The following is a 24,884-nucleotide window of genomic DNA, read 5'->3' on the forward strand; positions in this document are numbered from 1 at the left end:
CCAGCAACTGTCGCTGACCGGTACCGACCTGGAAGTCGAGCTGGTCGGTCGTGTGGAACTCGAAGAGCCGGCCGAAACTGGCTCTATCACCGTGCCGGCGCGCAAGCTGATGGACATCTGCAAAAGCCTGCCCAACGACGCGCTGATCGATATCAAGGTCGACGAGCAGAAACTGGTGGTGAAGGCCGGCCGCAGCCGCTTCACCCTGTCGACCCTGCCGGCCAACGATTTCCCGACTGTTGAAGAAGGCCCGGGCTCACTGACGTGCAGCCTGGAGCAGAGCAAACTGCGTCGTCTGATCGAACGCACCAGCTTCGCCATGGCCCAGCAGGACGTGCGTTATTACCTCAACGGCATGTTGCTGGAAGTTTCCGCTGGTGTGATCCGCGCCGTGGCCACCGACGGTCACCGTTTGGCGATGTGCTCGATGCAGGCCGATATCGGTCAGCCGGATCGTCATCAGGTGATCGTACCGCGCAAAGGTATCCTCGAACTGGCGCGTCTGCTCACCGAGCCGGACGGCAATGTCAGCATCGTCCTCGGTCAGCATCACATCCGCGCCACCACGGGCGAGTTCACTTTCACCTCGAAACTGGTCGACGGTAAATTCCCGGATTACGAGCGCGTCCTGCCGAAAGGTGGCGACAAACTGGTACTCGGCGATCGTCAGGCATTGCGTGAAGCCTTCAGCCGTACGGCGATTCTGTCCAACGAGAAGTACCGCGGTATCCGTCTTCAGCTGGCCAGCGGTCAGTTGAAGATCCAGGCCAACAACCCGGAGCAGGAAGAGGCGGAAGAGGAAGTGGGTGTTGAATACAACGGCGGCTCGCTGGAGATCGGCTTCAACGTCAGCTACCTGCTCGACGTGCTGGGCGTGATGACCACTGAGCAGGTTCGCCTGATCCTGTCCGACTCCAACAGCAGTGCGCTGGTGCAAGAGTCCGACAATGACGACTCGGCTTACGTTGTCATGCCGATGCGTCTGTAATCAGCTGATCCTGAATGTCGTTAAGTCGTGTTTCGGTCACCGCGGTGCGCAATCTGCACCCGGTGACCTTCTCCCCCTCCCCCCGCATCAACATTCTTTACGGCGCCAACGGCAGCGGCAAAACCAGTGTTCTGGAAGCCATTCATCTGCTGGGGCTTGCCCGTTCGTTTCGCAGCACGCGGCTGTTGCCCGTCATTCAGTACGAACAGCTCGCCTGTACTGTATTTGGTCAGGTTGAGCTGGCTGAAGGCGGGCACAGTGCGCTGGGGATTTCTCGCGACCGTCAGGGCGAGTTCCAGATTCGCATCGATGGCCAGAACGCCCGTAGCGCTGCGCAGCTGGCGGAGATCCTGCCGTTGCAGTTGATCAACCCGGACAGCTTCCGTCTGCTGGAAGGAGCGCCAAAGATTCGCCGGCAGTTTCTCGACTGGGGTGTGTTCCACGTTGAACCGCGTTTCATGGCCACTTGGCAGCGTTTGCAGAAGGCGCTGCGCCAGAGAAACTCCTGGCTGCGGCATGGTACACTTGACGCCGTTTCGCAAGCGGTTTGGGACAGGGAACTGTGCCAGGCCAGCGCTGAAATCGATGAATACCGCCGCGCTTACATCACAGCCTTGAAACCGGTCTTCGAACAGACCTTGAGCGAACTGGTTGAGCTCGAGGGTTTGACGCTCAGCTATTACCGAGGCTGGGACAAGGACCGCGAATTGAGCGCCGTACTCGCCGGTTCCGTGCAACGGGACCAGCAGATGGGGCACACCCAGGCCGGACCGCAACGAGCTGATTTGCGTCTCAGATTGGGCGCACACAATGCCGCGGACATCCTGTCCCGGGGTCAGCAGAAGCTTGTGGTCTGTGCACTACGGATTGCCCAAGGGCACCTGGTCAGCCAGGCCCGCCGCGGACAGTGTATTTATCTGGTGGATGACTTGCCGTCCGAGCTGGACGAGAGCCACCGTCGCGCGCTGTGCCGCTTGCTGGAAGACTTACGCTGCCAGGTGTTCATCACCTGTGTAGATCACGAATTACTGAGGGAAGGCTGGCAGACGGAAACGCCAGTCGCTTTGTTCCACGTGGAACAGGGCCGTATCACCCAGACCCACGACCATCGGGAGTGAAGGCATTGAGCGAAGAAAATACGTACGACTCAACGAGCATTAAAGTGCTGAAAGGCCTGGATGCCGTACGCAAACGTCCCGGTATGTACATTGGTGACACCGACGATGGCAGCGGTCTGCACCACATGGTGTTCGAGGTGGTCGACAACTCGATCGACGAAGCCCTCGCCGGCCATTGCGACGACATCAGCATCATCATCCACCCGGACGAGTCCATCACCGTTAAAGACAACGGTCGTGGCATCCCGGTAGACGTGCATAAAGAGGAAGGCGTTTCCGCCGCCGAGGTCATCATGACCGTCCTCCACGCTGGCGGTAAGTTCGACGACAACTCCTACAAGGTTTCCGGCGGTCTGCACGGTGTAGGTGTTTCGGTAGTGAACGCACTGTCCGAAGAGCTGGTACTGACCGTTCGCCGCAGTGGCAAGATCTGGGAACAGACTTACGTTCACGGCGTGCCTCAGGCACCGATGGCCATCGTTGGCGACAGCGAAACCACCGGTACCCAGATCCACTTCAAGGCTTCCAGCGAAACCTTCAAGAACATTCACTTCAGCTGGGACATCCTCGCCAAGCGCATTCGTGAACTGTCCTTCCTCAACTCCGGTGTCGGCATCGTCCTCAAGGACGAGCGCAGCGGCAAGGAAGAGCTGTTCAAGTACGAAGGCGGCCTGCGTGCGTTCGTTGAATACCTGAACACCAACAAGACCGCGGTCAATCAGGTGTTCCACTTCAACATCCAGCGTGAAGACGGCATCGGCGTGGAAATCGCCCTGCAGTGGAACGACAGCTTCAACGAGAACCTGTTGTGCTTCACCAACAACATTCCGCAGCGCGACGGCGGCACCCACCTGGTGGGCTTCCGTTCGGCACTGACGCGTAACCTGAACAACTACATCGAGCAGGAAGGTCTGGCGAAGAAGCACAAAGTCGCCACCACCGGTGACGATGCCCGTGAAGGCCTCACCGCGATCATTTCGGTGAAGGTGCCGGATCCGAAGTTCAGCTCGCAGACCAAAGACAAGCTGGTGTCTTCCGAAGTGAAGACTGCGGTCGAGCAGGAGATGGGCAAATACTTCTCCGACTTCCTCTTGGAGAACCCGAACGAAGCCAAGCTGGTAGTCGGCAAGATGATCGACGCCGCCCGTGCCCGTGAAGCTGCGCGCAAGGCCCGTGAGATGACCCGCCGCAAAGGCGCGCTGGACATCGCCGGCCTGCCGGGCAAGCTCGCCGACTGCCAGGAAAAAGATCCGGCGCTGTCCGAACTGTACTTGGTGGAAGGTGACTCCGCGGGCGGTTCTGCCAAGCAGGGACGTAACCGCAAGACCCAGGCGATCCTGCCGTTGAAGGGCAAGATCCTCAACGTCGAGAAAGCGCGTTTCGACAAGATGATCTCTTCCCAGGAAGTGGGCACGCTGATCACCGCGCTGGGCTGCGGCATCGGTCGCGAAGAGTACAACATCGACAAGCTGCGCTATCACAACATCATCATCATGACCGATGCTGACGTCGACGGTTCGCACATCCGCACCCTGCTGCTGACCTTCTTCTTCCGTCAGCTGCCGGAGCTGATCGAGCGTGGCTACATCTACATCGCCCAGCCACCGCTGTACAAGGTCAAGAAAGGCAAGCAAGAGCAATACATCAAAGACGACGACGCCATGGAAGAGTACATGACGCAGTCGGCCCTGGAAGATGCAAGCCTGCACCTGAACGAAGAAGCCCCGGGCATTTCCGGTGAAGCGCTGGAACGTCTGGTCAACGACTTCCGCATGGTCATGAAGACCCTCAAGCGTCTGTCGCGCCTGTACCCACAGGAGCTGACCGAGCACTTCATCTACCTGCCGGCCGTCAGCCTCGAAACCCTTGGCGACCACGCAGCAATGCAAGAGTGGCTGGCCCAGTACGAAGTCCGCCTGCGCACCAACGAGAAGTCCGGCCTGGTCTACAAGGCCAGCCTGCGCGAAGACCGTGAACGTGGCGTCTGGCTGCCAGAGGTCGAACTGATCTCCCACGGCCTGTCGAACTACGTCACCTTTAACCGCGACTTCTTCGGCAGCAACGACTACAAAACTGTTGTCACCTTGGGCGCGCAACTGAGCACCCTGCTCGACGAAGGCGCGTACATCCAGCGTGGCGAGCGCAAGAAAGCCGTTACCGAGTTCAAGGAAGCCCTCGACTGGCTCATGGCCGAAAGCACCAAGCGCCACACCATCCAGCGCTACAAAGGTCTGGGCGAAATGAACCCTGATCAGCTGTGGGAAACCACCATGGACCCAAGCGTGCGCCGCATGCTGAAAGTCACCATCGAAGACGCCATCGGGGCAGACCAGATCTTCAACACCCTGATGGGTGATGCGGTCGAACCTCGCCGAGACTTCATCGAAAGCAACGCGTTGGCGGTTTCCAACCTGGATTTCTGATCCTGATTGCTACCCGCTCATGAAAAACCCCGGCCAATGCCGGGGTTTTTTTTGCCTCACTCATTCCCAGTGCCGACACTCTCCAACCGATACCCATACCCATAAATCGTCAGCAACTGCCAACCCCGATCCGCTGTCAGCCCGAGCTTGTTGCGCAATCGGTAGATGTGCGTATCCAGTGGCCGCGAGGAAGTCGTCTCTTCGTTCGGCCAGAAGCGCTCGTACAGATAATCCCGCGACAATGGCCGCCCCAGGTTGCTGAACAGGCAGCGCGCCAAGCGGTATTCGCGTTCGGTCATGAGGATCGGTTTGCCTTCACGGGTGACGGTCAGTTCGGCGTCGTCGAAAGTCAGATCGTGAAACGTCTGTATTTCGCCCGCCGCGCTGCGCGGTTGGCTATGCCGACGCAATACCGCAGCCACCCTCGCCTTCAACTCATTGGGGCGAAACGGCTTGCTGACATAATCGTCGGCCCCGGCATTCAAGGCTTGAACGATATCGCTCTCGCCATCGCGGCTGGTGAGCATGATTGCAGCGGGTGGCGCGTCCATGTGTTCGCGGGTCCAGCGCAGCAGTGCCAGGCCCGTGAGATCAGGAAGTTGCCAATCGAGAATCAACAGGTCGAAGGTTTCCCGGCGCAACTGGCGCAACAAGTCTTCGCCGCGCTCGAAGCTGTGCAGCGACCACGGCTGTTCGCCAGCTTCGGCCATTTGCTCCAGGGTTTGCTCGACCCGGCGCAGTTCGGCGGGTTCGTCGTCCAGAATGGCAACGCGCATCGGCGGTGTTCCTTGTCGCTGGGGCTGGGATGTCGACAATAACGACTCCCCGGCCGCGATGAAAGAAGCAGCCCGTCGGTGGTCGACGTCCGCTATGATTCTTCGGGTCTACGCCTCAGACCTGAGACCTATGAAACCATTCCCACTGCCCTGCCCTATGCCTCATGCATAACACTCAACGCCGACGTGAAAGTCGTGAGCCGAGCCAGGTCCAGCGTCTGTTCCGCCGGCTGGTGCGCGAGTGGTTGTGGATAAGTCTAGTGCTGTTGCCGCTGACTGCCTTGTTGTCTCATCGCGCCCAGATCAATCTGCATAATCCCTCGCCAGCGCCCGGCGCGCTGTTGTCCGTGGCGATGGTCGCGGGTGTGCTGGGATTGTTGCTGTGGCGGCCGCGTTGGGCGCTGTGGGTCACCTTGATCGGCATGGCCTGTGCGCTGATTGCCAGCGCCCTCCTGGCCGAAGTCCGCTACTGGTGGTCGCCAACGCCAGCAGCGCTGGGGATGTTGTTCGGTTACCTGATCTGGAACTGGCGACGCCTGAGCGTGGTGCTGACCTATTTCGGCTGGGAGCTGGCACGTCTGGACAGCGAACCGAAAGTCTTCCCAGAACGCCGCCGGACCCGCTTCACCGGTGCCGACCGTTTGCAGGGCCAGATCATGGCGCTCGAACAAGCCATGAGCCGCACCCGCGACACCCGGCGGTTCATTGCCGATGGCCTGGAATACCTGCCGGTGGCGACGCTGATCAGTGATCCGCTGGGCAAGATTCTGCTGGGCAATCGCAAGGCGCGCGAACTGTTCGAAGATTCGCTGGTGGGCGATGACGTACTCGAGCAACTGGCGCGGCTCGGCTATCCGGAATTATCCACAGCGCCGCGACCGCCGCTGGCCACCCTGCCGCTGCTGGAATTTCGCGATCACAAAGAGCGCAGTCTGCGCCTGGAAAGAGCGGCGCTGCTGCCGGTCGACGGCGATACGCCAATCGGTTGGCTGCTCAGCCTGACGGACTTGAGTGCCGAGCGTGCGGCCGAGGAGCAGCGCGGCGTGCTGCTGCGTTTTCTTTCCCACGACCTGCGCGCCCCCCATTCGGCGATCCTCGCCCTGCTGGATGTGCATCGTCATCAGGCCGGCGCTGATGCGCCGTTATTCGAGCAGATTGAGCGTCAGGTGCGCCGCGCGCTGGATCTGACCGATGGTTTTGTCTTGTTGGCGCGGGCTGAGTCCGAGACCTATCAGTTCTGCCCGACATTGTTCGCGATGCTGGTATTGGACGTCCTCGATCAGGCCCTGCCCATCGCCCAGCAGAAACGCATCGAGCTGCTCAACAAAGTTGATGAGGAATGTCAGGAGCGGCTGATTCTGGCCGATCAGGGATTGCTGACTCGCGCCCTGTTCAACCTGCTGGAAAACGCGATCAAGTACAGCCCGGCAGACAGCACGGTGCAACTGACGGTCAGCTGTGATGGGCAGTGGCTGCGCTGCGAATTGTCCGATCAGGGCAAGGGCATTGCCGCCGATGAATTGCCTGACCTGTTCAGCCAGTATCGGCGTTTCTCCTCCGCCCAGGGCATCGACGGTGTGGGCCTGGGTCTGTCGATGGTCAAAGCCGTGATTGATCATCATGACGGCACAATCGAGTGTCGCAGCGTGGTCGACGCGGGAACCACATTCCGCATCGATTTGCCGCTGATTTCTGAATGAAAAAGAGGCACAAAAAAACCGGCTATAACGACCGGTTTTTTTACATCCGAATAAAACTTATGCACGGATTTCGTTTAACTTATCGATTTAAAAATATCGATGAAAATCAATAAGTTACAAAACGATCACGGACTTTTGAAGCAAAAGCGTACACAGGTTATCCACAAAATTCAGACAGCCAGTTGATCACTCGCGGCCGGTGCCTGTGGCGCCGGTGGCAGCGAGCCCATATCGCGCTGGGTCTTCTCGTTCCACGCCTGCACACGGTCATTGAGATCAGCGATGGCGCGCGGCCCGCTGCCTTCGGCATACATCGGTTCGCCAATGACCACGGTGATCACTCCGGCCTGTTTGCCCCAGCCGATTTTTGGCCAGAATTTGCCGGCATTGTGTGCAATCGGCAGCACCGGAAGCGCCGCATTCACCGCCAACGCGCTGCCACTGCGGGAGAACTTCCCAACGGTGCCGTAGGGGACTCGTGTGCCTTCGGGAAAGATCAGCACCCAGACGTTGTCCTTGAGCAGCTCGTCGCCTTTGGCCGCAACTTGTTTGAGCGCTGCCTTCGGGTTGTCGCGGTCGATGGCGATCGGGCGCAGCATGGCCATGGCCCAGCCGAAGAACGGCACGTAAAGCAATTCGCGCTTGAGTACTTGGCTCAATGGCGAGAAATAAGCGGAGAGAAAGAACGTCTCCCATGTGCTCTGGTGGTTCGATTGAATCACGCAGGGCCGGTCCGGCACGTTTTCCGCGCCTTTGATTTCGTAGCGGATGCCAAGGAACACCTTGGTCAGCCACAGGGCGCAACGGCACCAGTACACGTTGATGAAACGATAGCGCGCCTTGAAGGACAGAAACGGCGCGATAAAAAAGCTCAGGCTGCACCACAGCAACGCTGTTGTGCCCAGCAGCAGGTAGAAAAGAAAGATTCTGAAGGCCCGCAGTATCGACATGGCGACGGTTACCGTTACGGGGCAATGCCCGACTGTTCAAGCGCACTCCCGAGCAATCCCTGGCCAGGAAATTCAGAAGTACTCTAGTTGTGGATAAGTTCTGCGGCTATCGCCGCCAGATCGTCAAAAATCAGAGTGCCAACCGGCAGGGTTTTGCCCTGAGTCTTTTCGCCTTTCCCGGTCTTCACCAAAACTGGCTGTGAATCGACGGCTTTGGCGGCCTCCAGGTCACCAAGGCTGTCGCCGACGAACCAGACGTTGGTCAACGGCACCGTGTAATGCTCGGCAATGGCTTTCAGCATTCCCGGTTTCGGTTTGCGGCAATCGCAACCTTCGTCCGGGCCATGCGGGCAATACACGATCAGACCGACTTCGCCGCCCTGCTCCGCGACCAGCTCGCGCAGGCGCGCGTGCATGGCCTCGAGGGTGGCGAGGTCGTAGTAGCCGCGAGCAATGCCCGACTGGTTGGTGGCCACCGCCACCGTCCAGCCGGCCTTGCTCAACTGCGCAATCGCTTCGATCGAGCCGGGCAGCGGAATCCACTCCTCCACCGACTTGATGTAGGCATCGGAGTCGTAATTGATCACGCCGTCACGATCGAGAATCAGCAGTTTCAACAGCAATCCCTCAACCCAGCAGCGAAATGTCGGCAACACCGAGGAACAGGCCACGCAGACGCGCCAGCAGCGCGTAACGGTTGGCTCGCACATTGGCATCGTCGGCATTGACCATCACCGCGTCGAAGAACGCATCGACCGGCTCGCGCAGTGCCGCCAGGCGTGCCAGCGATTCGTTGTACTGACGCGCCGCGGCCATTGGCTGCACGGCTTGATCCGCTTGCTGGATTGCCGAATACAGCGAGAACTCGTTGGCGTTGTCGAAATACTTGGCTTCGACCACGGTCGGTACCGAGCCTTCGACTTTGCTCAACAGGTTCGACACACGCTTGTTCACCGCCGCCAGCGCTGCCGCTTCCGGCAGTTTGCGGAAGGCCTGCACCGCCTGCACACGCTGGTCGAAGTCCAGCGCCGAACCCGGCTTCAGTGCACGTACCGACAGGTAGGTGGCGACGTCGACGCCTTCGTCTTCATAACGCGCACGCAGGCGGTCGAAGATGAATTCCAGCACGGCTTCGTTGAGACCGGCCGCCTTGACCTTGCCGCCGAACGCATTCACCGCGAAAGCCACGGCGTCGTTCAGGTCCAGATCCAGTTGTTTCTCGATCAGGATCCGCAGCACGCCCAGTGCCGCACGGCGCAGGGCATACGGGTCTTTGCTGCCGGTTGGCAGCATGCCGATACCGAAGATGCCGACCAGAGTGTCGAGCTTGTCGGCGATGGCGACAGCTGCACCGGTCAGGGTCGCCGGCAATTCAGCCCCGGCACCGCGTGGCATGTACTGCTCGTTCAGTGCCAGCGCGACATCCTGTGGCTCGCCGTCATTGAGGGCGTAGTAGTAACCGGCGACACCTTGCATCTCCGGGAACTCGCCGACCATTTCGGTGGCCAGGTCACACTTCGACAGCAGGCCCGCACGGGCAGCCCACGAGGCGTTGCCGCCGATGCGCGCGGCGATGTACGCGGCCAGTTTCGATACGCGCTCGGCCTTGTCGTAGACGCTGCCAAGTTTTTCCTGGAACACCACGTTCTGCAGGCGCAGGTTGAAGTCTTCGAGTTTCTGCTTCTTGTCCTGCTTGAAGAAGAACTCGGCGTCGGTCAGGCGTGGGCGCACCACTTTCTCGTTACCGGCGATGATCTGCTGCGGGTCTTTGCTTTCGATGTTGGCCACGGTAATGAAACGTGGCAGCAACTTGCCGTCGGCATCCAGCAGGCAGAAGTACTTCTGGTTGTCCTGCATGGTGGTGATCAGCGCTTCCTGCGGCACGTCGAGGAAGCGTTCTTCAAACGAGCACACCAGCGGCACCGGCCATTCGACCAGCGCGGTCACTTCGTCAAGCAATGCCGGCGGAACGATCGCCGTGCCTTCCTGACGGGTGGCCAGCTCTTCGGTGCGCTTGCTGATGATCTCGCGACGCTCGTTGGCATCGGCCAATACGTAAGCGGCACGCAGGTCGGCGAGGTAGCTCGACGGCGAACCGATGCGTACGGCTTGCGGATGGTGGAAACGGTGACCACGGGATTCACGGCCAGCCTTCTGTGCGAGGATCGTGCAGTCGATGACCTGATCACCGAGCAGCATCACCAGCCATTGGGTCGGACGCACGAATTCTTCCTTGCGCGCACCCCAACGCATGCGTTTCGGGATCGGCAGGTCGTTCAGCGAATCTTCGACGATGGTCGGCAGCAGGCTCGCGGTCGGCTTGCCGGCGATGTTCTGGCTGTAGCGCAGTTTCGGACCGCTCTGGTCGATTTCGCTCAGCTCGACGCCGCACTTCTTGGCGAAGCCCAGGGCGGCCTGAGTCGGATTGCCATCAGCGTCGAACGCGGCCTGACGTGGCGGGCCGTCGAGGTTGATGCTGCGATCCGGCTGCTGAGTAGCCAGCGCAGTGATCAGCACGGCCAGACGACGTGGCGCGGCATACACGGTTTTGCTTTCGTAGCTCAGGCCGGCGGCTTGCAGGCCCTTGTCGATACCGGCGAGGAACGCATCAGCCAAAGTGTTCAGGGCTTTGGGTGGCAGTTCTTCGGTGCCCAGTTCAACCAGAAAATCTTGCGCACTCATTGTGCAGCCTCCAGCTTGGCCAGTACTTCGTCACGCAGGTCCGGGGTCGCCATCGGGAAGCCCAGCTTGGCGCGGGCCAGCAGGTAGGCTTGCGCAACGGAACGCGCCAGGGTGCGTACGCGCAGAATGTATTGCTGACGCGCGGTCACCGAGATCGCCCGGCGCGCATCCAGCAGGTTGAAGGTGTGCGACGCCTTCAGCACCATTTCGTAGCTCGGCAACGGCAGCGGCTGGTCGAGTTCGATCAGGCGCTTGGCTTCGCTTTCATAGAAGTCGAACAACTCGAACAGTTTGTCGACGTTGGCGTGTTCGAAGTTGTAGGTGGACTGCTCCACTTCGTTCTGGTGGAACACATCGCCATAGGTGACTTTGCCGAACGGGCCGTCAGCCCAGACCAGGTCGTAGACCGAATCGACGCCTTGCAGGTACATCGCCAGACGCTCGAGACCGTAGGTGATCTCGCCGGTCACCGGGTAGCACTCGATGCCGCCCGCTTGCTGGAAGTAGGTGAACTGGGTGACTTCCATGCCATTGAGCCAGACTTCCCAGCCCAGACCCCAGGCGCCGAGGGTCGGCGATTCCCAGTTGTCTTCGACGAAGCGGATGTCGTGCACCAGCGGGTCGAGGCCGACATGCTTGAGCGAGCCCAGGTACAGTTCCTGGAAGTTGTCCGGGTTCGGCTTCAGGACTACCTGGAACTGGTAGTAGTGCTGCAGACGGTTCGGGTTTTCGCCGTAACGGCCGTCAGTCGGACGGCGGCTTGGCTGCACGTACGCGGCGTTCCAGGTTTCCGGGCCGATGGCGCGCAGGAAGGTCGCGGTGTGGAAAGTGCCGGCGCCTACTTCCATATCGTAGGGCTGAAGTACCACACAACCTTGCTCGGCCCAGTATTGCTGGAGCGCGAGGATCAAGTCTTGGAAGGTACGCACGGCTGGCGTAGGCTGGCTCACGAAATTCACCTGTTTCTTGGGCTGCGATTTAAAGAGCGGGAGTATACCCGATTCGTTGCTGCGCACGCCCCCTGGAGCCTTATGCCACGCTGCTTTTGGTGTACCGAAGATCCGCTGTACATGGCTTATCACGATCAGGAGTGGGGCACGCCGCTGCGCGATGCGCAGGGTTTGTTCGAGTTGCTTTTGCTCGAAGGGTTCCAGGCCGGGTTGTCGTGGATCACTGTGCTGCGCAAACGCGAGCGTTACCGTCAGGTGCTGTTCGGCTTCGATGTGCAGCGCGTAGCGCAGATGAGTGACGCCGAGATCGACGAGCTGATGCTCGACCCGGGCATCATCCGCAATCGCCTGAAACTCAACGCCGCCCGGCGCAATGCCCAGGCGTGGCTGGCGCTGGAGGATCCGGTGGCGTTGCTCTGGTCATTCGTGGGCGACCAACCGATCATCAATCATTTCAAGGATCGCAGCGAAGTCCCGGCGATCACCCCCGAAGCGCTGGCAATGAGCAAAGCGCTGAAAAAAGCCGGCTTCACCTTCGTCGGTCCGACCATTTGCTACGCGCTGATGCAGGCCTCGGGCATGGTCATGGACCACACCCAGGATTGCGACCGCTACGCGCAGCTCGCCAACGCCGGTTAGAATGCCCGCCTCGCGCACAGCACAAAGATCAGGAGTGACCTGTGGAAAAGTTTAAAGGCGCCTTGCTGGTAGGCGCTCTGCGGCTGTTTGCCCTGCTGCCATGGCGGGCCGTGCAGGCCGTGGGTTCGGCGATCGGCTGGATCATGTGGAAAACCCCCAACCGTTCCCGCGACGTGGTGCGGATCAACCTCGCCAAGTGTTTTCCACAGATGGATGCGGCCGAACGTGAGCGTCTGGTCGGGCAGAGTCTGAAAGACATCGGCAAGTCGCTGACCGAAAGCGCCTGCGCGTGGATCTGGCCGGCGCAGCGCTCGATCGATCTGGTTCGCGAAGTCGAAGGCCTCGATGTGTTGAAAGACGCGTTGGCCTCGGGCAAAGGTGTGGTCGGCATCACCAGCCACCTCGGCAACTGGGAAGTGCTCAACCACTTCTATTGCAGCCAGTGCAAACCGATCATTTTCTACCGTCCGCCGAAGCTCAAGGCAGTGGATGAATTGCTGCGCAAACAGCGCGTGCAACTGGGCAACAAGGTCGCGGCGTCGACCAAGGAAGGCATTCTCAGCGTCATCAAGGAAGTGCGTAAGGGCGGTGCCGTGGGCATCCCCGCCGACCCGGAACCGGCCGAATCCGCAGGGATTTTCGTGCCGTTCTTTGCCACTCAGGCACTGACCAGCAAATTCGTGCCGAACATGCTGGCCGGCGGCAAAGCGGTGGGTGTATTCCTGCACGCCCTGCGCCTGCCTGACGGCTCGGGCTACAAAGTCATTCTCGAAGCCGCGCCAGAAGCCATGTACAGCACCGATACCGCGGAGTCCTGCGCAGCCATGAGCAAAGTGGTCGAGCGTTACGTTGCGGCGTATCCGAGCCAGTACATGTGGAGCATGAAACGCTTCAAGAAGCGTCCGCCGGGCGAGGCGCGCTGGTACTGAGCAACTTCGCTTGGATGACGGTCAGTGCAGAAGGCCTCGCCTTGCGCTATCGGTAGCTCAAGGCGCCTGCCGCTCGAGCTTCTTCAGGAACACCGTCATCTCCTTCTCGGCCTGTTTGTCACCATGGGCGCGGGCCGCTTCCAGGCCCTGTTCCCAGGCCTGGCGCGCAGCGGCGTGATCGCCTAGCGCCAGCTGCGCCTTGCCCAGCAGCTTCCACGCTGCCGAGTATTTCGGATCGAACGCGACACAGCGCTGAAAATGCTCGGCAGCCTTGGCGTTTTCGCCCGAGTCCAGATAACCCTTGCCCAGACCGAAGCGCAGCAGAGCGTTATCCACACCCTTGGCGAGCATTTTTTCCAGGGATTCGAGCATTTTTTGCAACCTCGTTTGAGTGATTGTTCCCACGCTCCGCGTGGGAATGCCTCAATGGACGCTCTGCGTCCGCTTATGGGACGCAGAGCGTCCCGGGCTGCATTCCCACGCTGAGCGTGGGAACGATCAACCTCAGAAAAAGCTCAACCCCACATGAAACAGCTTCTCCACATCGCGAATATGCTTTTTATCCACAAGGAACAGAATCACATGGTCGCCCGCTTCGATCACCGTGTCGTCGTGGGCGATGATCACTTTCTCGTTGCGGATCACCGCGCCGATGGTGGTGCCGGGCGGCAGGCCGATCTTCTCGATCGGCTTGCCGATGACCTTGCTCGATTTGGCATCACCGTGGGCAATCGCCTCGATCGCTTCCGCCGCGCCGCGCCGCAGTGAGTGCACGCTGACGATATCGCCTCGACGCACATGGGCGAGCAAAGTGCCGATGGTCGCCAGTTGCGGGCTGATGGCGATGTCGATGTCGCCGCCCTGGATCAGGTCGACGTACGCCGGGTTGTTGATGATCGTCATGACCTTCTTCGCCCCCAGCCGTTTGGCCAGCAGCGACGACATGATGTTGGCTTCGTCATCGTTGGTCAGAGCGAGGAAGATATCGGCGTCGGCGATGTTCTCTTCCAGCAGCAGATCGCGGTCCGAGGCACTGCCTTGCAAGACCACGGTGCTGTCGAGGGTGTCGGAGAGGTAGCGGCAGCGCGCCGGGCTCATCTCGATGATCTTCACCTGATAACGGCTTTCGATGGCCTCGGCCAGGCGCTCGCCGATCTGTCCGCCACCGGCGATGACGATGCGTTTGTAGGTTTCGTCGAGGCGGCGCATTTCGCTCATCACCGCGCGAATGTCTTCGCGGGCGGCGATGAAGAACACTTCGTCATCGGCTTCGATCACCGTGTCGCCCTGAGGCAGGATCGGCCGGTCACGGCGGAAGATCGCCGCCACGCGGGTTTCGACGTTCGGCATGTGCTCGCGCAACTGGCGCAGTTGCTGACCGACCAGCGGCCCGCCGTAATAAGCGCGCACCGCCACCAGTTGCGCCGCGCCTTCGGCGAAGTCGATCACCTGCAAGGCGCCGGGATGCTGGATCAGGCGTTTGATGTAATTGGTCACGACCTGCTCGGGACTGATCAGCACGTCGACCGGAATCGCTTCGTTCTGGAACAGCTGTTCCTCGCGATTGAGATACGACGCTTCGCGCACCCGGGCGATTTTGGTCGGCGTGTGGAACAGCGTGTGCGCGACTTGGCAGGCGACCATGTTGGTCTCGTCGCTGTTGGTCACCGCGACCAGCATGTCGGCGTCGTCGGCACCGGCCTGGCGCAGCACCGACGGCAGTGAGCCCCGGCCCTGCACGGTGCGGATGTCGAGGCGGTCGCCGAGGTCGCGCAGGCGCTCGCCATCGGTATCGACCACAGTGATGTCGTTGGCCTCGCTGGCCAGATGTTCGGCCAGCGAACCGCCGACCTGTCCCGCACCGAGGATGATGATTTTCATCCAGTCACTCCATGAATCCGTTTAGCCGCGCGCGGCGGCGATCTTGATCAGCTTGGCGTAGTAGAAGCCGTCATGCCCGCCCTGCTGGGCCAGCAACTGGCGACCATGGGGCTGCTTGATGCCGGCCGCGGTGGCCAGATCCAGTTCCCGCGCGCCGGGGGTGCGCTCGAGGAACGCGGCGATGACTTCGGTGTTCTCGGTCGGCAGCGTCGAGCACGTGGCGTAGAGCAGGATGCCGCCGACTTCGAGGGTTTTCCACATGGCGTCGAGCAGTTCGCCTTGCAGTTGTGCGAGCGCGACGATGTCGTCGGGCTGGCGGGTCAGCTTGATGTCCGGATGGCGGCGGATCACCCCGGTGGCCGAGCATGGCGCATCGAGGAGGATGCGCTGGAACGGTTTGCCGTCCCACCATTTGTCGATATCGCGACCGTCGGCGGCGATCAGTTCAGCGTCGAGGCCGAGGCGCTCGAGGTTTTCCTTCACCCGCACCAGACGCTTGGCTTCCAGATCCACCGCTACCACGCCAGCGAGCGCCGGTTCGGCTTCGAGGATGTGGCAGGTCTTGCCGCCAGGGGCGCAGCAGGCGTCGAGCACCCGCTGCCCCGGCGCCAGATCAAGCAGGTCGGCAGCCAGTTGCGCGGCTTCGTCCTGCACGCTGATCCAGCCTTCGGCGAAACCCGGCAGGCTGCGCACGTCGGCAGCGGCTTCGAGGACGATGCCGTCGCGACTGTAAACGCACGGCGTCGCGGCAATCCCGGCAGCGCCCAGCAGTGGGAGATAAGCGTCGCGGCTGTGATGGCGACGGTTGACCCGCAGGATCATCGGCGGATGCGCGTTGTTTGCTGCGCAGATCGCTTCCCACTGCTCGGGCCAAAATGCCTTCAGGGATTTTTGCAGCCAGCGCGGGTGGGCCGTGCGCACCACCGGATCGCGTTCCAGCTCAGCGAAGATCGTCTCGCTTTCGCGCTGGGCAGTGCGCAGCACCGCGTTGAGCAGACCTTTGGCCCAAGGCTTTTTCAGCTTGTCGGCACAACCGACGGTTTCGCCGATGGCGGCGTGGGCCGGCACGCGGGTGTAGAGCAATTGGTACAGACCAACCAGCAGCAACGCCTCGACATCAGCGTCGGCGGCCTTGAACGGTTTCTGCAGGAGTTTTTCCGCCAGTGCCGACAGGCGTGGCTGCCAGCGCGCGGTGCCGAAGGCCAGGTCCTGAGTGAAACCGCGATCGCGATCCTCGACCTTGTCCAGTTGCGTCGGCAGGGAGCTGTTCAGCGAGGCTTTGCCGCTGAGTACGGCAGCGAGTGCCTTGGCGGCGGCCAGACGCGGATTCATTGCGAGTCCACCGCTGCGCCGAGGACGCTGCCGACGGCGAATTTCTCGCGGCGGCTGTTGAACAGGTCGCTGAAGTTCAGCGCCTTGCCGCCGGGCAATTGCAGGCGGGTCAGACAGAGCGCTTGTGCACCGCAGGCGACAATAAGGCCGTCCTTGCTGGCGCTGAGGATTTCACCCGGAGCGCCAGTGCCGTCGGCCACGGTGGCGGCCAGCACTTTCAACGCTTCGCCATTGAGCGTGCTGTGGGTGATCGGCCACGGGTTGAAGGCGCGGACCAGACGTTCCAGCTCCACCGCCGGACGGTTCCAGTCGATGCGTGCTTCGTCTTTGTTGAGTTTGTGTGCGTAGGTTGCGAGTTCGTCATTCTGCACCTCACCTTGCAGGGTGCCGGCAGCCAGACCGGCAATCGCCTGCACCACGGCGGGCGGCCCCATCTCGGCGAGGCGATCATGCAGGGTGCCGCCGGTATCTTTAGCGCTGATCGCAGTGACGACCTTGAGCAGCATCGGCCCGGTATCCAGCCCGGCCTCCATGCGCATCACCGTTACACCGCTTTCGGCATCGCCGTGTTCGACCGCGCGCTGGATCGGCGCCGCACCGCGCCAGCGCGGCAGCAACGACGCATGGCTGTTGATGCAACCCAGACGCGGAATATCCAGCACCGCTTGCGGCAGGATCAGACCGTAGGCGACCACCACCATCAGATCCGGCTTCAGCGCGGCCAGCTCTGCCTGAGCGTCGGCATTGCGCAAGGTCGGCGGCTGCAATACCTGGATATTATTTTCCAGGGCCAGTTGTTTGACCGGGCTCGGCATCAGTTTTTGCCCACGGCCGGCCGGGCGATCCGGCTGGGTGTAGACCGCGACGATCTCGTACGGGCTGCTCAGCAGGGCCTTGAGGTGTTCGGCGGCGAATTCCGGGGTACCGGCAAAAACAATGCGCAGTGGCTCAGTCATGAAAGGCGTCTCATAAAAAGAAAAAGGCTTGCCGCAGCAAGCCTTTGAAGAGGGGCATCAAGCGTTCTGGCGGTGCAGCTTTTCCAGCTTCTTCTTGATCCGGTCGCGTTTGAGCGTGGACAGGTAATCGACGAACAATTTGCCGTTGAGGTGGTCGCATTCGTGCTGGATGCACACCGCGAGCAGGCCTTCGGCGATCAGCTCATAGGGCTTGCCGTCGCGGTCCAGCGCCTTGATTTTGACCTTTTGCGGGCGGTCGACGTTTTCGTAGAAGCCCGGTACCGAGAGGCAGCCTTCCTGATACTGGTCCATCTCGTCGGTCAGCGGTTCGAACTCGGGGTTGATGAACACCCGTGGCTCGGTGCGGTCTTCGGACAGGTCCATCACGACGATACGTTTGTGCACGTTGACCTGGGTCGCGGCGAGGCCGATGCCCGGCGCTTCATACATTGTTTCAAACATGTCGTCGACCAACTGACGCACTTCGTCGTCCACTACAGCCACTGGTTTGGCGATAGTGCGCAGACGCGGGTCCGGAAATTCGAGGATGTTTAAAATGGCCATAGGCTTCGCTTGCTGCACACGTTGAGTAAAGTCGGGTCGATGGCCTGGCGGGTCCGAAGATGCAGGCTACCGTTGTGAAGCGTAGCTTCTGAAAAACAGAAGCGAGCCACGGGGGCTCTGACGATTCACGCGAATGCACATGATAAAGGGATTCACTGCATGAGGAAAACACTACTCGCCCTGCTGCTTCTGGCTTCGGCTGGCGCGTCGCAAGGGCAAGTGCAACTCAGGGATGGTTTTCCACAGCAATACACGGTGGTTTCCGGAGACACGCTCTGGGACATTTCCGGCAAATACCTGCGCGAGCCCTGGCAGTGGCCACAACTGTGGCGGGCCAATCCGCAGATCGAAAACCCCAACCTGATCTATCCCGGCGACACACTGACCCTCAGCTACGTCAACGGCCAGCCGCAACTGACCGTCCATCGTGGCGAGTCGCGCGGCACCATCAAACTCTCGCCACGGATTCGCACCAGCCCGGTGGCTGAGGCGATTCCGAGCATTCCGCTGAAATCGATCAACAGCTTTCTGCTGAGCAACCGTATCGTCGACAAGGCCGAAGACTTCGACAAGGCCCCGTACATCGTCGCCGGCGATGCCGAACGGGTGCTCAGCGGTACAGGCGATCGCATCTTCGCGCGCGGCCATTTCGATCCGGAGCAGCCGGTGTACGGCATCTTCCGCCAGGGCAAGGTCTACACCGATCCGCAGACCAAGGAATTCCTCGGCATCAACGCCGACGATATCGGCGGCGGCGAGGTTGTTGCCACCGAAGGCGACGTCGCCACCCTCGCCCTGCAACGCACCACCCAGGAAGTGCGCCTCGGTGACCGCTTGTTCGGCGGTGAAGAACGTTCGATCAATTCGACTTTCATGCCCAGCGCGCCGAAGCGTTCCATCGACGGGCTGATCATTGACGTGCCACGCGGCGTTACGCAGATCGGCGTGATGGACGTGGTTACCCTGAACAAAGGCAAACGTGACGGTCTGGCCGAAGGCAATGTTCTGGCGGTGATGAAAACCGGCGAAACCGTGCGCGACCGGATCACCGGCCAGCCGCTGAAAATTCCCGATGAACGCGCCGGCCTGCTGATGGTGTTCCGCACCTACGACAAACTCAGTTACGGCCTGGTCCTCAATGCTTCACGCTCGCTGGCGGTGCTCGACAAGGTGCGAAATCCGTAAGCGTGCTTAACAAGTTACCAACAGAGTTATCCACAGCTTGTTCCGAATGGTTCGGAGCATAGAACGATCAAGGATGATCCATTCATGTTGTCTGTCAGTACGGCCATTTCCCCGGCGGAACTGGAAGCGCGTCTGCGCCTGCACCGCATGCCGGATATCGGCCCCAAGCGTTTTGCCAAATTGCTCGAAGCCTTCGGCTCGGCGTCGAAAGCCCTCAGCGCGCCGGCCAGTGCCTGGCGCTCACTGGGGTTGCCGGCGGCCTGCGCCGAAGCACGGCGTTGTCCAGCGGTGCGCGACGGCGCCAGCCACGCAATGCGCTGGCTAGAGCGTCCCGATCAACATTTGCTGATGTGGGATCAAGCGGATTACCCAGCGTTGCTGGCGCAAATTGCCGATCCGCCGCCGCTGTTATTCGTCGCGGGCGATCCGTCGATTCTGGAAAAACCGCAACTGGCGATGGTCGGCAGCCGCCGCGCTTCGCGCCCGGGCATGGATACAGCGGCGGCGTTTTCCCGCAGTCTGGCCGGGGCCGGTTTTGTCATCAACAGTGGTCTGGCGCTGGGCATCGATGCCGCTGCCCATCAGGCAGCACTCGACGTTGGTGGCTTGACCGTGGGTGTGCTTGGGACGGGCCTGGAAAATTTTTATCCACAACGCAATAAACGCCTGGCCGAGGCGATGATTGGCTCGGGCAGCGCGGTGCTTTCCGAGTTTCCGTTGGACGCCGGGCCGAGCCCGAGCAACTTCCCCCGGCGCAACCGCATTATCAGCGGGTTGTCCCTTGGCGTGCTGGTGGTCGAGGCCAGCGTTGCCAGCGGTTCGTTGATCACCGCGCGGCTGGCAGCCGAACAGGGCCGCGAGGTTTATGCCATTCCGGGCTCGATCCATCACCCCGGCGCGCGCGGTTGTCACCAATTGATTCGCGACGGGGCGGTGCTGGTGGAGACTATCGAACACATCCTCGAAGCCCTGCGCGGCTGGCAGCAGCCGTTGTTATCCACAGCGGCGGTGCAGGCCGATCACCCGTTGCTGGCGCTGCTGCACGCGGCGCCGCACACCAGCGAGGCCTTGGCCGCGAGTTGTGGCTGGGCGTTGCCGAAAGTGCTGGCAACGTTGACCGAGCTGGAAATCGAAGGCCGTGCGGTATGCGAAAACGGTCGCTGGCTGGCGCGGTCGAGCTAGGTTTTACGAGGAAGATCGGTAAACTGCGCGAAACCTGTTTGTGGGAGAGTTTTTTCATGGTCAACAGTTGGCGTGTGCAACAAGCCGCGCGTGAAGTTCGCGCCGGCGCGGTGATTGCCTATCCAACCGAAGCCGTCTGGGGGCTGGGTTGCGACCCGTGGAATGAAGACGCGGTGGACCGCTTGCTGGCGATCAAGAATCGCTCGGTGAGCAAAGGGCTGATCCTGGTCGCCGACAACATCCGCCAGTTCGATTTCCTCTTCGAGGACTTCCCCCAGGACTGGATCGACCGCATGGCCAGTACCTGGCCGGGGCCGAACACCTGGCTGGTGCCGCACCAGAACCTGTTGCCGGAATGGGTCACAGGCGTGCATGACACCGTGGCGCTGCGGGTCAGCGATCACCCCCAGGTGCGCGACCTGTGCTCGCTGGTCGGGCCATTGATTTCCACATCGGCCAACCCCCAGGGGCGACCGCCGGCGCGCACGCGTTTGCGCATCGAGCAGTATTTCCGTGGTCAGGTCGATCTGGTGCTGGGCGGCAGCCTTGGCGGGCGCAAGAATCCCAGCGTGATCCGCGACCTGGCCACCGGTAACGTCGTTCGTCCTGACTGACGCCATTCTTTTTATTTTTTTGCGGACTCCTCGGCGTCGACGAGGAGTTCTGCGCATGCCCGCACTTTATTCCTGCATTCGTTCAAAACTTATCCGTTGCCATTGTTCTTTCATGCGTCAGACGAATCTTTGAGTCTGAAATATCTGTAAGTTTTCCCACGTGATTCTCAGAACGCGTGCAGTGGCGAGATTTCCAAAAGCATCCATTCTTTCAATGTGCTTGAAGCAACTTCGAAATATTAATGGCTGCGGAGAAGTAATGGATATTACCGATTTACACCTCAAGGATTATCTGCAGGGCTTTCAGGAGACACTCAAGAATCAACAGGCCGACTATCGTGTGGCCATTGTCGAGGCAGGATCGGATGCCGGGGAATTTGAACGCTTCATCAATCGACAGTTTCGCCTGCGATTGCAGCATTACATGCTCACCTCCAGAGCCCGGGCGCTGGAAACTCGACTGGCGATCACCTCACGCAGCACGCACTTCTTGTTGTATCAGCGTGATCAGCTTATTGCGGTGCTGCGGGCAACTCCGGCGCCCTTCGAATGGGCTTCACTGGCGCAGCATCATGTGTCTCCCACTGTGGCATTGGCGCGCCACGTCGAGTTCAGCCGTCTGATCACCCATTCCCAGCAGCACCGGCCGGTGTCGGTCAATGGTCTGCTTGCCACCGCTGCGGAATGGGCGATTGATCGCGGATATCAGGGAGTCACGGCCTTGTGCAGATCGCCACAGCGGCAAATGTATCAGCGCTTCGGCCTGACACCGATCGCTTCGCAGGCAATGCATATCGAGCAGCGTGCCCGGGGCGATTATTGGCTGTTGTCTGCCGAGTGGCGACAAATCCTGATGGCCCTGGATCAGCCTGTGAACATGAACGCGCATCAGCCGGAGTATCGTGATGTTTTTAACCGTCAGTATTGATCCGCCAGTGATTGAAGAGTGGGCTGAGAAATGGCTCGTATATGAATCGAAGAAGTTGCGCAGGAAGTTCGCCGGTCGTAGACCAGCGGCGAAGAAACTTCACCGTAAGATGTACTTGATATAGCCGCAAGATACTCGGCGAACTCATGGAAGAGTTCACCGAGTATCAACTTGAAGCGTTATGGCAGCAGAATCGTGGAACCGGTCGTGCGCCGTGCCGACAGTTCGGTTTGTGCTTTCGCCGCATCCGCCAGTGCATGGCGCTGGCTGATGTCGACCTTCAGTTTGCCACTGATGATCATCTCGAACAGCTCGTCGGCCATGCGCTGCAGGTTCTCGGCGTTGTTGGCGTAGGTCGCCAGCGTAGGCCGGGTGACGTACAACGAGCCCTTCGCGGCAAGAATGCCCAGATTGACGCCGTCGACTGCGCCCGAAGCATTGCCGAAACTCACGACCAGGCCACGTGGTGCGACGCTGTCCAGGGATGTGAGCCAAGTGTCCTTGCCGACGCCGTCATACACCACCGGGACTTTCTTGCCGTCAGTCAGCGCCAGCACGCGCTCGGCAACGTTTTCATGGCTGTAGTCGATGGTCGCCCAGGCGCCGTTGGCTTTGGCCAGCTCGGCTTTCTCCTTCGAGCTGACGGTGCCGATCAGCTTCACGCCCAGCGCTTTGGCCCATTGGCAGGCCAGCGAGCCGACGCCACCAGCTGCGGCGTGGAACAGAATGGTTTCGCCGCCCTGCACTTGGTACGTCTGGCGCAGCAGGTATTGCACGGTCAGGCCCTTGAGCATGACGCCGGCGGCAGTTTCGAAACTGATTTCATCGGGCAGGTGAACGAGATTGTCCTGCGGCAGCACATGCAGCTGGCTGTAGGCGCCGAGCGGGCCGCTGCCGTATGCCACGCGATCGCCGACCTTGAACCGGGTGACGTCGCTGCCCACCGCTTCGACCGTGCCGGCGCCTTCCGATCCCAGGCCGGACGGCAACGCGGGCGGCGCATAGAGGCCGCTGCGGTAATAGGTGTCGATGAAGTTCAGGCCGATTGCCTGGTTGGCCACGCGCACCTGATTCGGCCCGGGGGCAGCGGGTTCGTAGTCAACATATTCGAGCACTTCGGGACCGCCGTGGGCGCGGAACTGGATACGCTTTGCCATCTGCCTGCTCTCCTTGGGTCGTTGCTAAGCCCTCTATCCAACTCCCCTGCTTGATCTTCGTCAACTGCGGCGCGCCGGTCTGCGATGGTATGCTACGCGCCCATTTGCGCCGCCCGCCTGCCGGGGCGCCGCCCGATTCAAGGTGAAGCCATGACGACCCGCACCGACGCCGTAAAGGCCTATCTGCTCGATCTGCAAGACCGCATCTGCGCTGCACTGGAAACCGAAGACGGCGGCAAATGCTTCGTCGAAGACGCCTGGACCCGGCCGGCGGGCGGTGGCGGGCGCACCCGCGTGCTGGAAAACGGCACGTTGATTGAAAAGGGCGGGGTCAACTTTTCCCACGTGTTCGGCAGCGGTCTGCCGCCGTCGGCCAGTGCCCATCGGCCGGAACTGGCCGGGCGTGGTTTCGAGGCGCTCGGCGTGTCGCTGGTGATTCACCCGCACAACCCGCATGTGCCGACCTCCCACGCCAACGTGCGTTTTTTCATTGCTGAAAAAGAAGGCGAAGAACCGGTCTGGTGGTTCGGCGGCGGTTTCGACCTGACCCCGTACTACGGCGTTGAAGAAGACTGCATTCATTGGCACCGCGTCGCCGAGCAAGCCTGTGCGCCGTTCGGTGCGGACGTCTATCCGCGTTACAAAGCCTGGTGCGACACCTATTTCCATATCAAGCATCGTCATGAGCCACGTGGCATTGGCGGTCTGTTCTTCGACGATCTGAACGAGTGGGATTTCGACACCAGTTTCGCCTTCATGCGCACCATCGGCGATGCCTACATCGAGGCCTACCTGCCGATCGTGCAGCGGCGCAAGAATGACGCGTTCACCGCTCAGCAGCGCGAATTCCAGGAATTCCGTCGTGGCCGCTACGTCGAATTCAATCTGGTTTACGACCGTGGCACGCTGTTCGGCTTGCAGTCGGGTGGCCGTACCGAATCGATTCTGATGTCGCTGCCGCCGCAAGTGCGCTGGGGTTATGACTGGAAGGCCGAGCCGGGCAGCGCAGAAGCGCGTCTGACCGAGTATTTCCTGCAGGATCGTGACTGGCTGGCCGAGGCCTGAGGACGGGTGATGGATCGTTACGTTGTTTTTGGTAACCCGATCGGCCACAGCAAGTCGCCGATGATTCACCAGTTGTTCGCCGAACAGACCGGCCAACGCCTCGATTACAGCACGCTGCTGGCGCCGCTGGATGATTTTCCCGGCTGCGCCACGGCGTTCTTTCGCGAAGGCCGCGGCGCCAATGTGACGGTGCCGTTCAAGGAAGACGCTTACCGTCTGGCCAACAGCCTGACCGCCCGCGCGCAGCGGGCCGGTGCGGTGAACACCTTGAGCAAACTGGACGACGGTTCGCTGCTCGGCGACAACACCGATGGCGCCGGCCTGGTCCGTGATCTGACGGTCAATGCCGGCTTCAGCCTGACCGGCAAGCGCATCCTTTTGCTCGGCGCCGGCGGCGCGGTGCGCGGTGCGCTGGAGCCGTTGCTGGCAGAGAAACCGGCCTCGGTGATCATCGCCAATCGCACGGTGAACAAGGCTGAGCTGCTGGCGGAATTGTTCGGCGATCTGGGGCCGGTGTCGGCCAGTGGTTTCGACTGGCTGCGCGAGCCGGTGGACGTGATCATCAACGCCACTTCCGCGAGCCTGACCGGCGACGTTCCGCCGATCGCGCCAAGTCTGATCGAGCCGGGCCAGACCCTGTGCTACGACATGATGTACGGCAAGGAGCCGACCGCGTTCTGTCGCTGGGCCACTGAGCACGGCGCGGCGCTGGCGATGGATGGTCTGGGCATGCTTGCCGAACAGGCGGCCGAGGCATTCTGGCTGTGGCGCGGCGTACGCCCGGATACCGCGCCGGTACTCGCCGAGCTGCGCCGCCAACTGGCCCTTTAACTTTTGCTCCCACATTGAAATGCGATCAATGTGG

Annotated in this window: 23 protein-coding genes; 12 read left to right on the forward strand and 11 right to left on the reverse strand. The window is 60.9% G+C overall.

Translation table 11 applies throughout. The annotated features are described in order from the left end of the window. The 3 genes from dnaN to gyrB all read left to right on the forward strand — a co-directional run. Positions 1 to 988 (forward strand): DNA polymerase III subunit beta (gene dnaN / locus D8U71_RS23335; RefSeq protein WP_130888788.1); only part of this gene is annotated, 988 nt, incomplete at its 5' end. Between the two features lie 14 nt (positions 989 to 1,002). Next, positions 1,003 to 2,106 (forward strand): DNA replication/repair protein RecF, encoded by a 1,104-nt coding sequence (gene recF / locus D8U71_RS23340; protein ID WP_016772389.1) that lies wholly within the window; start codon positions 1,003 to 1,005, stop codon positions 2,104 to 2,106. A 5-nt stretch (positions 2,107 to 2,111) separates the two neighbouring features. Beyond that, a complete protein-coding gene (gene gyrB / locus D8U71_RS23345; RefSeq protein ID WP_024014948.1) occupies positions 2,112 to 4,529 on the forward strand; it encodes a DNA topoisomerase (ATP-hydrolyzing) subunit B in 2,418 nt (805 codons plus the stop codon). 56 nt (positions 4,530 to 4,585) lie between these two features. On the opposite strand, the gene D8U71_RS23350 is transcribed toward gyrB, so the two are convergent. Next, entirely contained in the window at positions 4,586 to 5,305 is a 720-nt protein-coding gene (locus tag D8U71_RS23350) for a response regulator transcription factor (RefSeq protein WP_073470814.1), read from the reverse strand. Positions 5,306 to 5,469: 164 nt separating this feature from the next. Here D8U71_RS23350 and D8U71_RS23355 point away from each other — a divergent pair, with 164 nt between their 5' ends. Beyond that, entirely contained in the window at positions 5,470 to 7,005 is a 1,536-nt protein-coding gene (locus D8U71_RS23355) for a HAMP domain-containing sensor histidine kinase (protein WP_130888789.1), read from the forward strand. Positions 7,006 to 7,175: 170 nt separating this feature from the next. Here the strand turns inward: D8U71_RS23355 and D8U71_RS23360 are convergent, their stop codons facing one another. The 4 genes from D8U71_RS23360 to glyQ all read right to left on the reverse strand — a co-directional run bounded on the left by D8U71_RS23360 (position 7,176) and on the right by glyQ (position 11,587). Then, positions 7,176 to 7,955, reverse strand: coding sequence for a lysophospholipid acyltransferase family protein (locus D8U71_RS23360; RefSeq protein WP_071173920.1), 780 nt, complete (start codon positions 7,953 to 7,955; stop codon positions 7,176 to 7,178). Between the two features lie 83 nt (positions 7,956 to 8,038). After that, complete coding sequence (gene gmhB, locus D8U71_RS23365) at positions 8,039 to 8,578, reverse strand: D-glycero-beta-D-manno-heptose 1,7-bisphosphate 7-phosphatase (RefSeq protein ID WP_162999871.1); 540 nt, start codon at positions 8,576 to 8,578, stop codon at positions 8,039 to 8,041. Positions 8,579 to 8,582: 4 nt separating this feature from the next. Beyond that, on the reverse strand, positions 8,583 to 10,637 hold the full coding sequence (gene glyS, locus D8U71_RS23370) for a glycine--tRNA ligase subunit beta (protein WP_024014953.1): 2,055 nt from the start codon (positions 10,635 to 10,637) through the stop codon (positions 8,583 to 8,585). Continuing rightward, on the reverse strand, positions 10,634 to 11,587 hold the full coding sequence (glyQ, locus tag D8U71_RS23375) for a glycine--tRNA ligase subunit alpha (RefSeq protein WP_003187265.1): 954 nt from the start codon (positions 11,585 to 11,587) through the stop codon (positions 10,634 to 10,636). The genes glyS and glyQ overlap by 4 nt, the downstream gene beginning before the upstream one ends. A gap of 81 nt (positions 11,588 to 11,668) precedes the next feature. On the opposite strand from glyQ, the gene D8U71_RS23380 reads away from it, so the two are divergent. Together D8U71_RS23380 and D8U71_RS23385 are read left to right on the forward strand one after the other, a co-directional pair. After that, positions 11,669 to 12,226: a DNA-3-methyladenine glycosylase I gene (locus D8U71_RS23380; RefSeq protein WP_056791133.1), complete on the forward strand. Its 558-nt coding sequence runs from the start codon at positions 11,669 to 11,671 to the stop codon at positions 12,224 to 12,226. Between the two features lie 41 nt (positions 12,227 to 12,267). Then, on the forward strand, positions 12,268 to 13,155 hold the full coding sequence (locus D8U71_RS23385; protein WP_024014955.1) for a lysophospholipid acyltransferase: 888 nt from the start codon (positions 12,268 to 12,270) through the stop codon (positions 13,153 to 13,155). A gap of 57 nt (positions 13,156 to 13,212) precedes the next feature. Here D8U71_RS23385 and D8U71_RS23390 read toward each other — a convergent pair whose 3' ends face one another. The 5 genes from D8U71_RS23390 to def all read right to left on the reverse strand — a co-directional run bounded on the left by D8U71_RS23390 (position 13,213) and on the right by def (position 17,888). Then, complete coding sequence (locus D8U71_RS23390) at positions 13,213 to 13,527, reverse strand: tetratricopeptide repeat protein (protein ID WP_130888790.1); 315 nt, start codon at positions 13,525 to 13,527, stop codon at positions 13,213 to 13,215. Positions 13,528 to 13,659: 132 nt separating this feature from the next. Next, a complete protein-coding gene (trkA, locus tag D8U71_RS23400; RefSeq protein ID WP_016772381.1) occupies positions 13,660 to 15,036 on the reverse strand; it encodes a Trk system potassium transporter TrkA in 1,377 nt (458 codons plus the stop codon). Positions 15,037 to 15,057: 21 nt separating this feature from the next. Continuing rightward, the gene (gene rsmB, locus D8U71_RS23405) at positions 15,058 to 16,368 is read right to left on the reverse strand and encodes a 16S rRNA (cytosine(967)-C(5))-methyltransferase RsmB (RefSeq protein WP_125927331.1); all 1,311 of its coding nucleotides are present in this window, start codon (positions 16,366 to 16,368) and stop codon (positions 15,058 to 15,060) included. Continuing rightward, positions 16,365 to 17,324 carry a methionyl-tRNA formyltransferase gene (gene fmt, locus D8U71_RS23410; protein ID WP_125927330.1) on the reverse strand — a complete coding sequence of 320 codons (960 nt, stop codon included), beginning with the start codon at positions 17,322 to 17,324 and terminating at the stop codon, positions 16,365 to 16,367. Before fmt ends, rsmB begins: the two co-directional genes overlap by 4 nt. A 57-nt stretch (positions 17,325 to 17,381) precedes the next feature. Then, a complete protein-coding gene (gene def / locus D8U71_RS23415; RefSeq protein WP_016772378.1) occupies positions 17,382 to 17,888 on the reverse strand; it encodes a peptide deformylase in 507 nt (168 codons plus the stop codon). Positions 17,889 to 18,047: 159 nt separating this feature from the next. Here def and D8U71_RS23420 point away from each other — a divergent pair, with 159 nt between their 5' ends. The 4 genes from D8U71_RS23420 to D8U71_RS23435 all read left to right on the forward strand — a co-directional run bounded on the left by D8U71_RS23420 (position 18,048) and on the right by D8U71_RS23435 (position 21,797). Further along, a complete protein-coding gene (locus tag D8U71_RS23420; protein WP_130888791.1) occupies positions 18,048 to 19,073 on the forward strand; it encodes a LysM domain-containing protein in 1,026 nt (341 codons plus the stop codon). Between the two features lie 84 nt (positions 19,074 to 19,157). Then, the gene (gene dprA / locus D8U71_RS23425) at positions 19,158 to 20,255 is read left to right on the forward strand and encodes a DNA-processing protein DprA (RefSeq protein WP_130888792.1); all 1,098 of its coding nucleotides are present in this window, start codon (positions 19,158 to 19,160) and stop codon (positions 20,253 to 20,255) included. 56 nt (positions 20,256 to 20,311) lie between these two features. Then, positions 20,312 to 20,869, forward strand: a complete 558-nt coding sequence (locus tag D8U71_RS23430) for an L-threonylcarbamoyladenylate synthase (protein WP_039757175.1) — start codon at positions 20,312 to 20,314, stop codon at positions 20,867 to 20,869. 259 nt (positions 20,870 to 21,128) lie between these two features. Then, positions 21,129 to 21,797: a hypothetical protein gene (locus D8U71_RS23435; RefSeq protein WP_125927328.1), complete on the forward strand. Its 669-nt coding sequence runs from the start codon at positions 21,129 to 21,131 to the stop codon at positions 21,795 to 21,797. 179 nt (positions 21,798 to 21,976) lie between these two features. Here the strand turns inward: D8U71_RS23435 and D8U71_RS23440 are convergent, their stop codons facing one another. Next, entirely contained in the window at positions 21,977 to 22,954 is a 978-nt protein-coding gene (locus tag D8U71_RS23440; RefSeq protein ID WP_125927327.1) for a quinone oxidoreductase, read from the reverse strand. A 150-nt stretch (positions 22,955 to 23,104) separates the two neighbouring features. On the opposite strand from D8U71_RS23440, the gene hemF reads away from it, so the two are divergent. Together hemF and aroE are read left to right on the forward strand one after the other, a co-directional pair. Beyond that, positions 23,105 to 24,019, forward strand: coding sequence for an oxygen-dependent coproporphyrinogen oxidase (gene hemF, locus D8U71_RS23445; RefSeq protein WP_125927326.1), 915 nt, complete (start codon positions 23,105 to 23,107; stop codon positions 24,017 to 24,019). Between the two features lie 9 nt (positions 24,020 to 24,028). Beyond that, positions 24,029 to 24,850, forward strand: a complete 822-nt coding sequence (aroE, locus tag D8U71_RS23450) for a shikimate dehydrogenase (protein WP_130888793.1) — start codon at positions 24,029 to 24,031, stop codon at positions 24,848 to 24,850. Positions 24,851 to 24,884 lie beyond the last annotated feature (34 nt).

Origin of the sequence: Pseudomonas sp. Sample_21, from assembly GCF_004307525.1 — a bacterium.
In the GTDB taxonomy this organism is placed as follows: domain Bacteria; phylum Pseudomonadota; class Gammaproteobacteria; order Pseudomonadales; family Pseudomonadaceae; genus Aquipseudomonas; species Aquipseudomonas atacamensis.

Coding starts and splice junctions, on each gene's coding strand:
- recF (WP_016772389.1), top strand. CDS start 1,003: ATGTCGTTAAGTCGTGTTTCGGTCACCGCGGTGCGCAATCTGCACCCG.
- D8U71_RS23350 (WP_073470814.1), bottom strand. CDS start 5,305: ATGCGCGTTGCCATTCTGGACGACGAACCCGCCGAACTGCGCCGGGTC.
- D8U71_RS23355 (WP_130888789.1), top strand. CDS start 5,470: ATGCATAACACTCAACGCCGACGTGAAAGTCGTGAGCCGAGCCAGGTC.
- D8U71_RS23360 (WP_071173920.1), bottom strand. CDS start 7,955: ATGTCGATACTGCGGGCCTTCAGAATCTTTCTTTTCTACCTGCTGCTG.
- glyS (WP_024014953.1), bottom strand. CDS start 10,637: ATGAGTGCGCAAGATTTTCTGGTTGAACTGGGCACCGAAGAACTGCCA.
- D8U71_RS23380 (WP_056791133.1), top strand. CDS start 11,669: ATGCCACGCTGCTTTTGGTGTACCGAAGATCCGCTGTACATGGCTTAT.
- D8U71_RS23390 (WP_130888790.1), bottom strand. CDS start 13,527: ATGCTCGAATCCCTGGAAAAAATGCTCGCCAAGGGTGTGGATAACGCT.
- trkA (WP_016772381.1), bottom strand. CDS start 15,036: ATGAAAATCATCATCCTCGGTGCGGGACAGGTCGGCGGTTCGCTGGCC.
- rsmB (WP_125927331.1), bottom strand. CDS start 16,368: ATGAATCCGCGTCTGGCCGCCGCCAAGGCACTCGCTGCCGTACTCAGC.
- fmt (WP_125927330.1), bottom strand. CDS start 17,324: ATGACTGAGCCACTGCGCATTGTTTTTGCCGGTACCCCGGAATTCGCC.
- def (WP_016772378.1), bottom strand. CDS start 17,888: ATGGCCATTTTAAACATCCTCGAATTTCCGGACCCGCGTCTGCGCACT.
- D8U71_RS23420 (WP_130888791.1), top strand. CDS start 18,048: ATGAGGAAAACACTACTCGCCCTGCTGCTTCTGGCTTCGGCTGGCGCG.
- dprA (WP_130888792.1), top strand. CDS start 19,158: ATGTTGTCTGTCAGTACGGCCATTTCCCCGGCGGAACTGGAAGCGCGT.
- D8U71_RS23430 (WP_039757175.1), top strand. CDS start 20,312: ATGGTCAACAGTTGGCGTGTGCAACAAGCCGCGCGTGAAGTTCGCGCC.
- D8U71_RS23435 (WP_125927328.1), top strand. CDS start 21,129: ATGGATATTACCGATTTACACCTCAAGGATTATCTGCAGGGCTTTCAG.
- D8U71_RS23440 (WP_125927327.1), bottom strand. CDS start 22,954: ATGGCAAAGCGTATCCAGTTCCGCGCCCACGGCGGTCCCGAAGTGCTC.
- hemF (WP_125927326.1), top strand. CDS start 23,105: ATGACGACCCGCACCGACGCCGTAAAGGCCTATCTGCTCGATCTGCAA.
- aroE (WP_130888793.1), top strand. CDS start 24,029: ATGGATCGTTACGTTGTTTTTGGTAACCCGATCGGCCACAGCAAGTCG.